The 13410-nt window shown below is 64.5% G+C and carries 13 protein-coding genes; 10 read left to right on the forward strand and 3 right to left on the reverse strand.

Going from position 1 to position 13410, the window contains the following annotated elements; translation table 11 throughout:
* The first annotated feature begins 102 nt into the window (after window positions 1-102).
* Both K8I61_05805 and K8I61_05810 read left to right on the forward strand, forming a co-directional pair.
* Window positions 103-1080, forward strand: coding sequence for a hypothetical protein (locus K8I61_05805; protein MBZ0271529.1), 978 nt, complete (start codon window positions 103-105; stop codon window positions 1078-1080).
* 343 nt (window positions 1081-1423) lie between these two features.
* Window positions 1424-2107 (forward strand): hypothetical protein, encoded by a 684-nt coding sequence (locus K8I61_05810; GenBank protein ID MBZ0271530.1) that lies wholly within the window; start codon window positions 1424-1426, stop codon window positions 2105-2107.
* Between the two features lie 124 nt (window positions 2108-2231).
* Here K8I61_05810 and rplS read toward each other — a convergent pair whose 3' ends face one another.
* A complete protein-coding gene (gene rplS, locus K8I61_05815; GenBank protein MBZ0271531.1) occupies window positions 2232-2582 on the reverse strand; it encodes a 50S ribosomal protein L19 in 351 nt (116 codons plus the stop codon).
* Window positions 2583-2677: 95 nt separating this feature from the next.
* Between rplS and K8I61_05820 the strand changes: the two genes are divergently transcribed.
* On the forward strand, window positions 2678-3433 hold the full coding sequence (locus K8I61_05820; protein ID MBZ0271532.1) for a 1-acyl-sn-glycerol-3-phosphate acyltransferase: 756 nt from the start codon (window positions 2678-2680) through the stop codon (window positions 3431-3433).
* A 97-nt stretch (window positions 3434-3530) separates the two neighbouring features.
* Here the strand turns inward: K8I61_05820 and K8I61_05825 are convergent, their stop codons facing one another.
* The gene (locus tag K8I61_05825; protein MBZ0271533.1) at window positions 3531-4910 is read right to left on the reverse strand and encodes a DUF4147 domain-containing protein; all 1380 of its coding nucleotides are present in this window, start codon (window positions 4908-4910) and stop codon (window positions 3531-3533) included.
* Window positions 4911-5054: 144 nt separating this feature from the next.
* Between K8I61_05825 and K8I61_05830 the strand changes: the two genes are divergently transcribed.
* From K8I61_05830 to pyrF, 3 genes are all read left to right on the forward strand, one after another.
* Window positions 5055-6815, forward strand: a complete 1761-nt coding sequence (locus K8I61_05830; protein MBZ0271534.1) for a hypothetical protein — start codon at window positions 5055-5057, stop codon at window positions 6813-6815.
* A gap of 180 nt (window positions 6816-6995) precedes the next feature.
* Window positions 6996-8750, forward strand: coding sequence for a proline--tRNA ligase (locus tag K8I61_05835; protein MBZ0271535.1), 1755 nt, complete (start codon window positions 6996-6998; stop codon window positions 8748-8750).
* A 69-nt stretch (window positions 8751-8819) separates the two neighbouring features.
* The gene (gene pyrF, locus K8I61_05840) at window positions 8820-9713 is read left to right on the forward strand and encodes an orotidine-5'-phosphate decarboxylase (protein ID MBZ0271536.1); all 894 of its coding nucleotides are present in this window, start codon (window positions 8820-8822) and stop codon (window positions 9711-9713) included.
* Between the two features lie 182 nt (window positions 9714-9895).
* Here the strand turns inward: pyrF and K8I61_05845 are convergent, their stop codons facing one another.
* Window positions 9896-10375: a hypothetical protein gene (locus K8I61_05845; GenBank protein MBZ0271537.1), complete on the reverse strand. Its 480-nt coding sequence runs from the start codon at window positions 10373-10375 to the stop codon at window positions 9896-9898.
* Window positions 10376-10702: 327 nt separating this feature from the next.
* Between K8I61_05845 and K8I61_05850 the strand changes: the two genes are divergently transcribed.
* The 4 genes from K8I61_05850 (at window position 10703) to K8I61_05865 (ending at window position 13263) form a co-directional block, all read left to right on the forward strand.
* Complete coding sequence (locus K8I61_05850; protein ID MBZ0271538.1) at window positions 10703-11335, forward strand: hypothetical protein; 633 nt, start codon at window positions 10703-10705, stop codon at window positions 11333-11335.
* Window positions 11336-11342: 7 nt separating this feature from the next.
* Window positions 11343-11960 carry a porin family protein gene (locus K8I61_05855; protein ID MBZ0271539.1) on the forward strand — a complete coding sequence of 206 codons (618 nt, stop codon included), beginning with the start codon at window positions 11343-11345 and terminating at the stop codon, window positions 11958-11960.
* Between the two features lie 307 nt (window positions 11961-12267).
* The gene (locus K8I61_05860) at window positions 12268-12660 is read left to right on the forward strand and encodes a DUF1232 domain-containing protein (GenBank protein MBZ0271540.1); all 393 of its coding nucleotides are present in this window, start codon (window positions 12268-12270) and stop codon (window positions 12658-12660) included.
* A gap of 270 nt (window positions 12661-12930) precedes the next feature.
* Complete coding sequence (locus K8I61_05865) at window positions 12931-13263, forward strand: hypothetical protein (protein MBZ0271541.1); 333 nt, start codon at window positions 12931-12933, stop codon at window positions 13261-13263.
* The last annotated feature ends 147 nt before the right edge of the window (window positions 13264-13410 follow it).

Consider the following 13410-nt stretch of genomic DNA (forward strand, 5'->3'; position numbering starts at 1 on the left):
GACGTTTGGCGTCAATTTTCCTGTTGGCACGCTCCTCGCACTGGTATGCACGCGGAACGAACTTCGCGTTGGCAAACGCGGCACAAGGGGAGCGTGAAAATCATGCGTTACGAATCCGGAACCAAAATCCTTTTCCTCACGATGGCGGCCGTACTGATCGCCATCACGGGTTGCGGCGAACTCCAGGAAGCGATCGACGACCTGCGGACGCAGAATGTCGATTTCTATCATGGCATTTACAACGGCCAGCCGGTGCGCGGGCCGATGACGCTCGATCTGGTCGATGACGCCCTCGCGGGCGGACCCGCGCCGGTCGTCGCGAACGAGGTGTTCGTCGGCACGATGGCCGAAAACCTGCTCGCGCAGGCGACGGGCCTTTCCGAGGTCGAGATGGCCGTTTCGGGCACGGTGGTGAACTACGCCGGCGCGCCCGGGCGCGTTCACGTCTATTTCGCGCCGAACAAGAATCCGTCGGCGACCCAGGCCGTATTGATCGGCACCGTGCCCCTCGATGCGGGCGAAACGCGCTACCTCATGGGATCGGTCGGTTTTGAACAGGCGCCCGACGAGGTGACGAGCCAGATCGCGTCGTACTTCGCCGACAACGACACGAATCCGGTTTTCTACGTGATCCTCTATACCGAGGGCGTGAATGCGGACTCGGTGCAGGTCGCCAATCTTCGCCTCGACGCGTCGCCGGCGTTCGGGCGCGTGGTGCATATCCCGGCCGAGTTCGCGCAAGTCGCTCGGGACAACTTCCAGCGCGTCGTCAGCACCAGCGTGACCGGCATGTTCCGGAACAACGGCGACTCGACCGTGCACATCGTGTGGGCGGTCGGCAGCGACGATCCGAACGTCGACGGCAACCTCATCATTGAAACCTGGCTGGAGCCGGGCCGCTCGATCAAGGCCGGCGACGCGCTGGTCGTGCCCGACGGTCTGCGCCGCCTTCGCACGCAAATCGAAAACCTGATGGACGGCGAAAATCTTCAGGGCAATTTGGTGGTCACCTCCTCGACGGACGTGGACGTGGACATCGACGATCTGAAGGTCGAATTCGAGGCCGAATTGCGAATCTGACGAAAACACCGTGAAAAAAGCGGCACCAATCGGGGCGCCGCCTGAACCGGAAAACGCCGGGAGCCCGTAAGGGACCCGGCATTTTTCCGCTTTTTGCTCCAAAACCGGCGTCATGAGGCGTAAAATTGCGCGACAAAAAGCCATAAAAAATCGAATAATTGCAGTGATTTCCAGTGGTTATGGCATATACCTGCGGGATTACTTCAATTTTGGCTTGACATCGGAAAGCAAATGGATATGCTTACGCGACAAAGGCTCAAGCAGGTATTGACATTCCGATGATGAGAGGTGCGTTCGCGAACCTGCGCGAGGCTTTTTTGTACCACCATTGGGAGGTGATAAGATGGGCAAGTTGGTAAAGGTTCTTTTGGCCGTTTCGCTGGGTGTTCTCCTGGCGACGTCCGCGTTTGCCGCCGAGAGTTCGTACGATCAGGGCACGTGGTTCCTCTCCGGCGGGTCGAATCTCGACCTCGCATTCGGTTCGGACACCATGACGCCGGAGAAAGGCCCGGATGCCACAACCGACGTCACGGAGTTCGGCCTTGGGACCCGCGTCGGCTACTTCGTGATCGATGGTCTTGAAATCGGCTTGGGCCTTGACTTCGACTACACTCAGATGACGGACGACGCCGACAACGTCACGACGGTGACGGACTTCCTGATCGGTCTTCAGGGCGCGTACTTCATCGACCTGAGCGGGTACGTCGATCCGTTCGTCGCCATCCTCTTCGGCTTCGCGAGCGAGTCGACCGACTTCGCGCCGGACACCGGAACGGACACGACCGACTCCGCGAGCGGCTTCGGTTATCGCGGCGACCTCGGCATCAACATCGCGGTTGCGCGAACCGTCGGCATCGCGCCGTCGATCTTCTACCGCGGCGAGTCGCTGTCGGGCACCGCGGACGTCGTCACGACAACCGTCGATCCGACCACGGGTGCCGAGACGACCACGACGGCCGAGGCGGACTACGATACGACGAGCGGGCGTTTCGGCCTGGGCGTCGCTATCAACGTGTTCCTCAACTAGTCGAGTCCGACCGAAAAAAACGGCGCGCGGAATTTCGCGCGCCGTTTTTGTTTGACTTTTCGCGCACACGCAAAAACGGCCGGCGGGTATCGCCGGCCGCTCGCGTTTCGGATTGTTTCGAAACCTACCGGATTCGCTTTTCGCGGATGCGCGCGGCCTTGCCGGTCAACTCGCGCAGGTAGTAGAGCTTCGCGCGGCGCACGGCGCCGTGTCGCACCACCTCCACCGAGTCGACGGCGGGCGAATAAAACGGGAATGTGCGTTCCACGCCAATGCCGCCGTGGCTGACCTTGCGCACGGTGAATGATCCGCGGTTCACGCGGTTGCGGATGCCGATGACCACGCCCTCGTACGGCTGCACGCGGCTCTTGTCGCCCTCGGTGATGCGGACGTTCACGCGAACGGTGTCGCCCGGCGCGAAGGAAGGCAGCGCGGGCTTTTCCTGCGCCCGTTCAATCATATCGATGCTGTTCATGACTTGCTCCGGCCCAAAAGACGGGGTTATATAGTCGATTCCCCTTCGCGTTGTCAAACGGACTCCGGCACGCGAACGGGCGTCGCCGCGAACCCATGAATATACCGAATTTCCGTTTTTGCTGGATGTATCCCCTTTATGCGGCCGCCACCGTGTACTACGGGTCCGTCGCGATCGCCGGGACGCTCGTTCGCCGCGACTCGGACATCCACGACCGTTGCGCGTTGCGTTGGGCGCGTTTCACCGCGAGGCTCTGCGGACTGCGTCTGACATGCCGCATGGCGCCCGCGTTCGACCCGAATCGAAGCTACGTCATCGTCAGCAATCACCTGAGCACGATCGACATTCCGGCCGTCTTTATCTCATCCCCGGTCCCGATCCGCTTTTTCGCCAAGAAGAACCTGTTCAAGGTGCCGATATTTGGGTGGGCGCTGTCGATCACCGGGCACGTGCCGGTGGACCGGCGTAAGGGACGCACCGATTTTTCTCGTCTGGACCGCGTCTGCGAGCAGCTCAAGCGCCGCCGGCGCTCGGTCATGGTGTTCGCGGAAGGCACGCGCACGCGCAACGGCCGCCTGCAACCGTTCAAGATGGGCGCGTTTCATCTGGCCAAACATCTGAACGTTCCTGTCGTGCCCGTCACGCTCAAGGGTACGGCCGCGATCAACCCGCCCAAACGCTACGCGTTGTATCCGGGCGACGCCGAGATCGTCTGGCACCACCCGATCGAACCCGAAGGGCTCGACGCGCACCAGCTCGCGCGCCTTGCGCGAAACGTGATTGCCCGCGAGCTTGGCGAGCCCGAGGAGCCGGAGGAGCAGTTCGTCGAGCCAAAGGTGGCGGCGGGCTGAACGCGCGCATCGCATCCGGCGGTACACGGAGAGAGCAGAGCGGTAAGCCCTTGAACCGGGAACGGCAACCCCGCTTGAAGCGGTGGCAACTCGATCCTCAATCCTCAATCCCCGATCCTCGCCGCACCAGCACCACGATATCCGCAACGTTCGTCGCCGTCACGCGCACGGGCAGTGCGTCGCCGAGCCGCGTAAAGATCCGCGCCGTATCGTGCCGGGCGATCGCGCCGTGGACGTCGATCCGCGCGGACAGGGCACGCGCGATCGTGTCGCCAAACGCCATCGCCCCGCCGGTTTCGCTTGTGCCGTCGCGGCCGTCGGTCGCAAGCGCGAGGACCGCCGATCCGGGCATCGACGCCATCCGCATCGCCAGATGCGCCGCCAGTTCCGTGCAGCGCCCGCCGCGGCCGGCCGCGTTTCGCGCGCCGATGCGAACCTCGCCGCCGGCGACAAGCGCGCACGATTGTTCGCCGGACGCGAGCGCGTCGAAATCGCGCGCGAGCCGATCCGCCGCGTCCGCGACGGCGTCGTCGAGCCAATCGTCGATGACGCGCACGACGTACCCGCGCCGCGAAAGTTCGTCCGCCGCTGCCTTGCGCGCGCCGGCGTTTGTGGCGATGACCGCGAAAGGCCCGAGCGACGGCGCGGCCGGCGAACCCGCGACGACCCGTTCGATCTCAAGTGTCGATTCCCGTCCCAGCATCTCCCGGATGTAGGGAAAATCGCCGGCGAGCCCGTATCGGATGAGCGCGGCGATCGCCTCCGAGCAAGGCGGGCCGTCGAACACGGTCGGACCGGAACCGATGTCGCACGGATCGTCGCCAGGCACGTCGGAGACCGCGAGCGTCACGATTGATGTGCGCCGCGCGGCCATCGCCAGGCGCCCGCCCTTCACGGACGACACGCGCCGGCGAACGGCGTTGACCTCCGAAATCGATGCGCCGGACGCGAGGAGCGCGCGCACAAGGGAGCGTTTTTCGCCGAAGAAGAGCCAGTCGGCCGGTGCGGCCATCAGCGCCGACGCACCGCCGGAAAGCAGCACGAGAAGAAAAGTCTTTTCATCGGCCGCGCGCGCCATCGACATCGCCGCGCGCGCGGCAGCCAGGCTCCCCCGGCCCGGCACGGGATGCTCGCCGACCATCACGCGCACGCGCGGATCGGCCGGCGCGGGTTGTTCGTCGTCCATCGGGGCGATGACAAGCGCCTCGGTCACGATGTCGCCGAGTTTCGCGAGCGCGGCGTCCGCCATCGGCCGCGCCGCCTTGCCGGCGGCGACGATGACGGCGCGATCGACGGCCCGACTCACAATGCGGCCGCCATTCACAAAAATCGCGTTGCCGTCGCGCGACAGCGCCTCTGCCACGCACGCGCCCGCGTGCACGCTCGCGATCGCCGCTTCGCCCGCGGCGAGAAGATCGCGGCGAAGACGATCGCGCGCTTCGACGAGACCGGTCACGACGCCCATTCTGTCCTTCAAGTCCATATCGTCCATTTTGTCCACGGTGCGTTTGGAGTCGAATCCCGGCGCATTGATGCCGCGGACCGTCGCGCGTAAAATGCGGCCCCTTTAACGGCCGCCTTGGGCCGGCTTGCGCGCGGCGCTCGCCGGGCTGGACGAAACATGACCACGACAATGATTTCGCGCGGCGCGTTCTGCGTTCTCGCGATGATACTTGCGTTTGCCGCCGGCTGTTCGTGCGGCGACGACGATGACGACGCGGACACCGGCGACCTGCCGGGCGTGGACGACGACGCCTCGGACGACGATGCGGCCGACGATGACACCGATGACGACGCGGGTGATGACGACGCATCCGATGACGATGACACCGGCGATGACGACACGGGTGATGACGACACGGACGATGACGACACGAGCGACGACGATACATCCGACGACGACACGATCGATGACGACGCGTCCGATGACGACACCGGCGACGACGATACATCCGATGACGACACGGGCGACGACGATACCGGCGACGACGATCTGATCGACTTCCCGCCCGACGACGGCCGGCTCTACGCGGCGGCGGGCCGCATCGTCGTGACGCCGAACGAAACGAATCACCCCGAGCCTTTTTACATGGGCGGCACGTCGCAAGACCGCGTCGCGACCGGCACGCACGACGAGCTGTACGCCTCCGCGCTGGCGCTGGCCCAGGGCGACGAACACGTGATCATCGTCAGTCTCGATCTCGTGGGCTGGCCGCGCAGCCCCGTCCGCCGCGTTCAGGACGACCTCGACGCGATGGGATTCGATGGCGCGCATGTGCTGATCCAGTCGACGCACAACCACGAAGGCCCGGACACGATGGGCATCTGGGGGCCGGATTATCTGCACACCGGCGCGGACGCGACCTACAACAAGTTCCTGCACGAGACGATCGTGGAGCTCGTGCTTTCGATCTGGGCCGAGCTTGTCCCGGTGACGATGCAGGCGGCCACCGAGACATTCGACGATCCGGGCACGAACGATCCGTTCCTTCAACGCGACTCGCGCAAGCCGGTGCGCGTCATTCCGTATTATTCCGCCGCACGCTTTGTCGATGACGAGGACGGCGTCGTCGCGACGCTCGTCAACTGGCACACGCACCCGGAGGTGGTGATCGGCTCGAAGGAATTCACCTCCGACTTCCCCGGTTATCTGCGCGATCGGATCGAGTCGCTCGACGGCGGCACGGCGGTTTATCTGACGGGCGCGGTCGGCGGGCTATCGACGCCGCTTGGGGTGAAGGTGCCGGCGCTCGACGAAAACGGCGACCGGATCATCGACGGGAATGGGCAGGTCTATTTGAGCGAAGGCACGTGGGAAAAAACGCGCAGCCTCGGGTGGCTTCTGGCCGACGCCGCGCTGGACGCGCTCGATGGGGCGACGCCGGACGCCGCGCCCACGCTTGCGGTGAGCGTCGCCGACACGCCGATCCCCGGAACGAACCCGTTCCTTCTCGCGCTGTTTGTCATCGGCCTTGTCGATTACGAATTGCAGGATCTCCTGTTTGACGCGGCGACGTGCGGCCTGATGCCGTGCGTCAGGGAGCAGATCGGCGTCGTGCGGCTCGGCGATATCGTGCTTGTCACCTCGCCGGGCGAGACGTTCCCCGAGACGATCATCGGGCGCGAGGCGTCGTCGCATGATTACGGCGGTACCTACGGCGTGTTTGACTATCCCGCGATGACGGGCGTGTTCGACGGCCGCGACATCGCCGTGCCGATGCACATGGCGCTCACGGGCGACGAAATCGGCTACATGGTGCCGAAAACGGATTTCCACGAACTCGACCATCCGGACTTCTACGAGGAAGGCTACTGCCTGGGCTACCGCGCGGAGGAAACGTACCGCGCCGCGATGAATGATCTGCTGGATGGCGCGCTGTGACGAGGATAGAGGATTGAGTGAAACGCCGTCGCGGGCGGTGTCGATTGGCGTTGCGGAAAGTCGACGGGTCCGGTCCATCATGTCCATGGTGTCCATCGTGTCCATTGCGAAACCGCGACGGGTAACGGGCTGACCGCCTCGCATTTGACGCGCCCCCATCCCCGCCCCTATAAGGCCCCCATGCGCTACTCGCAATTCTTCATTCCGACGCTCAAAGAGAACCCCGCCGAGGCGGAGGTGATCAGCCACCAGCTCATGGTGCGCGCGGGCATGATCCGCAAGACCGCCGCGGGCATCTACGACGTGCTGCCCCTCGGGCTGCGCGTGTTTCGCAAGGTCGAGGCGATCGTGCGCGAGGAGATGAACCGCGCCGGCGCGCTCGAGGTGCTCGTGCCCGTCATCCAGCCCGCGGAGCTGTGGCAGGAGTCCGGCCGCTGGCAGAAATACGGCGCCGAACTCCTGCGTATCAAGGATCGGCACGAGCGCGAGTTCTGCTTCTCGCCGACCGCGGAAGAGGTCATCACCAACATCGTCCGCCGCGACGTGCGCAGCTATCGCGAGCTGCCGGTGAATCTCTACCAGATCAATACGAAATTCCGCGACGAAATCCGCCCGCGCTTCGGCTTGATGCGCGGGCGCGAGTTCATCATGAAGGACGCCTACAGCTTCGACGCCAACGACGCCGGCGCGGACGAAAGCTACGAGAAGATGCGCGTGGCGTACCACCGCATCTTCCGCCGCTTCGGGTTCCGCTTCCGCGCGGTAGAGGCCGATTCCGGCACGATCGGCGGGTCGTTTTCGTCCGAATTCATGGTGCTCGCCGACACGGGCGAATCCGTCGTCGTCTCGTGCGAGGCGTGCGATTTCGCCGCGAATATCGAAAAGGCGGTGACGCACCGCGCGTCCGCGCCCGCGTCGCGGGAAGAGCCGAAGGCGCTCGAAACCGTGGCGACGCCGAATATGAAGTCGATCGAGGAGATCGCCGGTTTTCTTTCCGTTGCGCCCGCCCGCTGCATCAAGACGTTGATCTACATCGCCGACGGCGAAACCGTCGCCGTGCTGGTGCGCGGCGATCGCGAGGTCAACGAGATCAAGCTGAAAAATCTGCTCGACGCGGATGAGGTCGCGCTGGCCGATCCGGAAACCACGGAAAAGGCGACCGGCGCGCCCGTCGGATTCGCCGGGCCGGTCGGCCTTGCCGTGAAGACGATCGCCGACTACGAGATCGAACGCGTCGAAAATGGCGTCACCGGCGCGAACAAGGCCGACGCGCACCACGTCAACGTCAATCCCGGCCGCGACTTCACGCCGACCCTGTACGCGGACATCCGCGACGCGGCGGCGGGCGATCCGTGCCCGCGCTGCGAGGGCGGGAAGCTTCGCGTCGATCGCGGCATCGAGGTCGGGCACATCTTCAAGCTCGGCACGAACTATTCCGCGGCGATGGGGTGCGTCGTGCAGCTTGAAACCGGGGAGCAGGCGCCCGCGGTGATGGGCTGCTACGGCCTTGGCATCGGGCGCACGGCGGCGGCATCGATCGAGCAGAACCACGACGAAAACGGCATCGTCTGGCCGATCCCGATCGCGCCGTTTTCCGTCATCGTCACGGCGATCAACCCGAAGGGCGAAGTCGCCGGGGCCGCGGAACGTCTCTACAGCGAGCTGCTCGACGCGGGGATCGACGTATTGTACGACGACCGCGACGAGCGCGCGGGCGTGAAGTTCAAGGACGCGGACCTTTTGGGCATCCCGCTGCGCGTCAACGTCGGCGCCAAGGGGCTGGCCGACGGCGTGGTCGAGCTGAAATTCCGCGCGAAACCCGACGAAGCGCCCGAGCGCGTGCCGGTCGGCGAGATCGCCGCGCGCCTCGTGGCGATCGTCGAGGACGCGCTGCGCCCGCCGGTGTCAACGGACATTCCGAAACCGCCGGTCTAAAAAGCCAATGACGCGGCCCCCGCGCCGCGCGATCGAAATCGAAAATTTCCAGACTTCCCGGAGGAAACCCTGACTCCCTACGAACGCGTCATCGTTGCCCTGGATACCCCCGACCCGAAGCAGGCCCGCAAGTGGGCCGCGGCGCTCGCCGGCGGCAAGGACGACACCGTCCGCGTCGGCGCGGTGAAGGTCGGGCTCGAATTGTTCACCGCCGCCGGCCCGAAGATCGTAAGCGACCTGGTCAAGGATGGGCATCGCGTGTTTCTCGACCTCAAGTACCACGATATCCCAAACACCGTGGCGGGCGCGGTGCGTTCCGCGTGCGAGCTCGGCGCGCGCATGATGAACGTCCACGCGCTCGGCGGACGCGAGATGATGCGGGCCGCCGTCGAGGCCGCGGACGAGTTCGGCGAGTCGCCCGAATCCGAGACCGAGGGTCAGAAGCGCCCGCTCGTCATCGCCGTCACCGTGCTGACCAGCATGGACGCGCGCGAGCTTGGCGAAGTGGGCAGCGCGTTTCAGTTCGAGACGATCTACGACACGATGGACCCCAAGCGCTTTTCGCCCGGCGACGTGATGCCGAGGCTCATGAAGGCGATCTCCAAATACGAACGCGGCCGCGCCAAGGAATACCTCGACGCCATGGATCAGGACGAAGGTCCGGAATCGATCACGGCGCTCGCGACCCCGCCGGCGGTGCACCTGGCGCTGATGGCGAAAAACGCGGGGCTCGACGGCGTGGTGTGCTCGCCGAAGGAGGCGGCCGTCATCCGCAAGGTGTGCGGCGAGGAGTTCCTGATCGTCACGCCCGGCGTGCGCCCGCGGGATGCGGACGCGGACGACCAGAAGCGCGTGACGACGCCCGCGGAGGCGATCGCCGCCGGCGCGGACTTCATCGTGGTCGGCCGGCCGATCACCGCCGCGCCCGACCCGCGCGCCGCGCTGGAGACGCTTTTCGATTAGCGGATGAAACAAGCACGTTACGCGACTATCGGCGCCCGCTCGCGGCATCGCAATTCAGCGGTACACCGGGCACACGGAGAAGCCACGGAGAACACGGAGGAGAAAAAGGGGCTGGAACCGCGACCATCAGGGAGCGGGCACGGCGTGTTGCGACGGCCTTCCAGTCTTTCCGACTTCCGGCCTTACTCCAGCCCCACCAACTCGCAGTCGGGCGTGACCTCGACCCGGTGCTCGGCGACGACGCCAAACTGCACGCACTGATTCTCGAGAACGTCATCCACCGGCTCGCGCGGATCGTGCACCACGTCGCACACCCAGTTCTCGACGATCTTTTCGGCAAGGCACGGGCCGTCGGACAGATCGAATCCGGATTGGCGAGCGAGATTGCACTGCACGACGCACGAGCGGCAGGCCTCCGCGGGTTCGCCTTCGGTCACGCCGGCGCATTCCTCGGCGGCGTCGGTGCCGTCAAAATCGTCGTCGCCGAAATCATCGTCCGCGGCGTCGTCGTCCGCGGCATCGTCGTCATCGTCGTCTCCGCCGCTGCCGCCGTCGTCGTCATCGTCGTCGTCGCCGCTATCGGGAACGCACGCGATGATCGCGAACGACAGCGCGAAAAGCAGCGCCACCATCGCGGCCAGAATGTTCGTGTTTGAACGCACCTTCAAATTCTCCCTCAAATGAATGGCGAATCATTAGCACAAATACGATCGAGGATCGAGGATTGTCGCGAGGATTGAGGATCGAGGATTGAGGATTGAGTGGACGGCGCAGGCGACGGTGGCGACAACCCGGACGAAAATCGGCTTTTCCACCGCCCGAGATCGCCCCGGGCAATCGCTTGCTCGCACTCGATCCTCAATCCTCAATCCTCGATCCTCCATTGCGCATATTTGCGTTCGCGGGCGAATCGGATAACGTGTGGGCGCTTTTTCCCGGGAATCGCGCCGGCGAAAGCCGTCGTTTGGCACCAAGCGGAAGGTCCGCCGTTGACCGAAACCTCCTCGCGCCTAGCGGCGATCCTTGTCGCCGCGACGCTGATCCTTCTGGCCGCGCCCGGCGCGTGGGCGAAGGACACGCGTTTCATGCCGTCGCCTGAAGGCGGCGGGCGCTGGCTCTATCTTTATCAAACGGGCACGCGCGAAATCACCGTGCGTCCCGCCCTTGCGTACGGCGGCACGATCGAGAAGATTTTCGACTTCGCGTGGTCGCGCAACGTGTCGTTCGGCGTCAGCTATCTGCACAGCCGCAGCCACGGCGAAACGCACGATCTGGACAGCGACGACGTCGAGGTCTTCAACCTCAACGTCGATACCTTTTCGGCGAACATCGGCTATTTTTTCACCGGCCGCCGCATTCAGCCGTACATCTCCGTGGGCGCCGGCGCCGCGATCATGAAATACGAACCGGAATCGGCGACGGGAAAGATCTGGGAGCAGGACCCCTACCTCAACATCGGCGGCGGCGCCGATTTTTCGCTCTGGGAAACCGAGGGCGGCGCCACGCTCGACCGCGTGCTGCTCGGCGCCCGGCTCCGCTACGAATATTTCAGCGTGCAGGAAATCGTGGACACGGGCCTTGTCGCGATCACCGCGACCGCGCGCCTGGTGTTCTCCTTCTAGGACGCACGTGAAACCTCTCGTCCGACACCTTCTCGTCCTCGCCGTCGTGGCCGGACTTGTTGCGTCGGCCGCGCCCGCGCGCGCCGTCGAGGCGGACGAAGGCGCGCTCGCGCCCCAGGTCGGCGGCCTGGCGTTCACCGGCAAGCTCGGCGAATTGTTCGCCGCGGACTTCGCGTACGGCGCGAACATTACCTACGGCTTCACCGATTGGCTCGCGTTGGATATCGATGTGCTTTACTCCGAACACCAGGAGACCGAGCGCGACCGATACGGCGCCCTTTCCCTGACGCATCTCACCGGATCGCTCGGCCCGCGTTTCGGGATCACGGGCGATTTTGTCGCCGCGCACGTCGCGCTCGCGCCGATGATCGTGCTTTCGACTTACGAGGCCCGCTTTCCCGCCGGCAGCGGCACGCGGGACGACTCCGAGGACACGCACGGCTTCGGCGGCAACGCGATCGCCGGCGTCGATGCGTTCGTCGGCGCATCCGCCACGCTGGGCCTTGCCGCCAAGGCCGGCGTCGTCTCGACCGATCTCGAATTCGCGCACGGCGAGGACGTCGACAACCAGGTCGAGGTCTATACGTTCTACGCGGGCGTGCTTCGGTTCACGGTGATTTTCTGAATGGGGGATTGTTTTCACGGGAAGTTTTTTCTATCCGCAGATTACGCCGATCGCAGATAAAGGTCGGGGCCGCGTCGTCGGCGTGAAAGACAAAATGTCTGCGAAATCCGCGGATGCCGTCCTGCGATGACCTTCCAGCCTTCCAGTCTTTCAGCCTTCCAGACTATTCCATCGGGCACGGGCACGGGCACGATGAATTTGCTTGCGGCTTCGCCGCGCTGTGTCCCTGGTAACCTCCGCGGTGAATTCGGAATCACCGTGACATGCGCGGGTCGCGCCGTCGCATGCGTTGTGCGATGATGGCCGTATGAACGCGCCTGAACCCAGCGAACGCGAATTCATCGAACGAGGCGCGCAGAACGTCTCGGAGCACGAGCTCGACGAGGTGCTGCTCTCGCCGGACCGCATCATGGAAAAGATGCGCGGTCCGCTCTACCGCTTCGTCGATGACGTGAAGCTGCTGATCTCGATGGTGCGCGACTACCGGGGCGGGCAGTATCGCAAGATCCCCTATCGCACGGTCGCGGGAATCGTCTTCGCGTTGCTGTACGTGCTCAACCCGCTCGACGTGGTGCCGGATTTCATACCCGGCATCGGCCTGATCGACGACGCGGCCGTCGTCGCCGCCGTGCTCAAGCTCTTCGAAAAAGACCTGCTTGCGTACGGCGAATGGAAGGCCGGCCGCATCATCGGCCACTGACGGCGCCGCCCCTTCAGGTTTTACATTTTTGGAAAACACGATGCCGATTTGTGTCGAAGTGCGAAGGCCGCACCGCGCGAAACGGCCGCGCGTTACGCGGCGGCTCGCTTCGCCCTTGCGCAACGACGAAGAAATATTGGAGTGTTTTCCAATCGTTACGCGTTCGCCTCATCCTTGTCATGGGCTTCGCCGATAACTGGCACGTCGCTTGCGGTATTCCCCCGCATGAAAAGCGCCAAAGACCAGAAAAATTCCCGGAGCCGACGGACCATGAAGACGCACACGCACGAAATGGAACACGACCTTCAAATCACCGCCGCGCCCGGCATGTCCGGTACGTCGATTCTGCTGGCGCCGGCGACGATGAATGTTTTCGTCGCGCGGTCGCTCGCGACTCGCGCCCTCGAAGGGATTTGCCACGGCGGCCTGCGGATCGTTATCGACCTGCGTTCGGTGCGTGAGGTGTACATGCTCGGCCTCGCGGAGCTTGCCGCCTCCGTGCATCGCGCGGGGCTTTTGCCCTACCTCGCGTTCCTCTCCGGCGACGAAAAGCTCGCCGCTTACCTTGCCCGTATGGGACTCACGCGCGTCGAGGAAGCATAAACGAGGATTAAGGATCGAGGATTGGGGATCGAGTGACGCGCCGCCTTCGCGACGCTTTTTCGTTTGATCCTTTCGCGATTCGCATGAAACCGGCTCCCTGACCCGCCGTCACCAAGGCTACGGCACGGCGGGCGCGCGCGGCCGGGC

The sequence above is a fragment of the bacterium genome, from assembly GCA_019912885.1.
Lineage (GTDB): Bacteria > Lernaellota > Lernaellaia > JACKCT01 > JACKCT01 > JAIOHV01.

Coding starts and splice junctions, on each gene's coding strand:
- K8I61_05805 (MBZ0271529.1), top strand. CDS start 103: ATGCGTTACGAATCCGGAACCAAAATCCTTTTCCTCACGATGGCGGCC.
- K8I61_05810 (MBZ0271530.1), top strand. CDS start 1,424: ATGGGCAAGTTGGTAAAGGTTCTTTTGGCCGTTTCGCTGGGTGTTCTC.
- rplS (MBZ0271531.1), bottom strand. CDS start 2,582: ATGAACAGCATCGATATGATTGAACGGGCGCAGGAAAAGCCCGCGCTG.
- K8I61_05820 (MBZ0271532.1), top strand. CDS start 2,678: ATGAATATACCGAATTTCCGTTTTTGCTGGATGTATCCCCTTTATGCG.
- K8I61_05830 (MBZ0271534.1), top strand. CDS start 5,055: ATGACCACGACAATGATTTCGCGCGGCGCGTTCTGCGTTCTCGCGATG.
- K8I61_05835 (MBZ0271535.1), top strand. CDS start 6,996: ATGCGCTACTCGCAATTCTTCATTCCGACGCTCAAAGAGAACCCCGCC.
- K8I61_05860 (MBZ0271540.1), top strand. CDS start 12,268: ATGAACGCGCCTGAACCCAGCGAACGCGAATTCATCGAACGAGGCGCG.
- K8I61_05865 (MBZ0271541.1), top strand. CDS start 12,931: ATGAAGACGCACACGCACGAAATGGAACACGACCTTCAAATCACCGCC.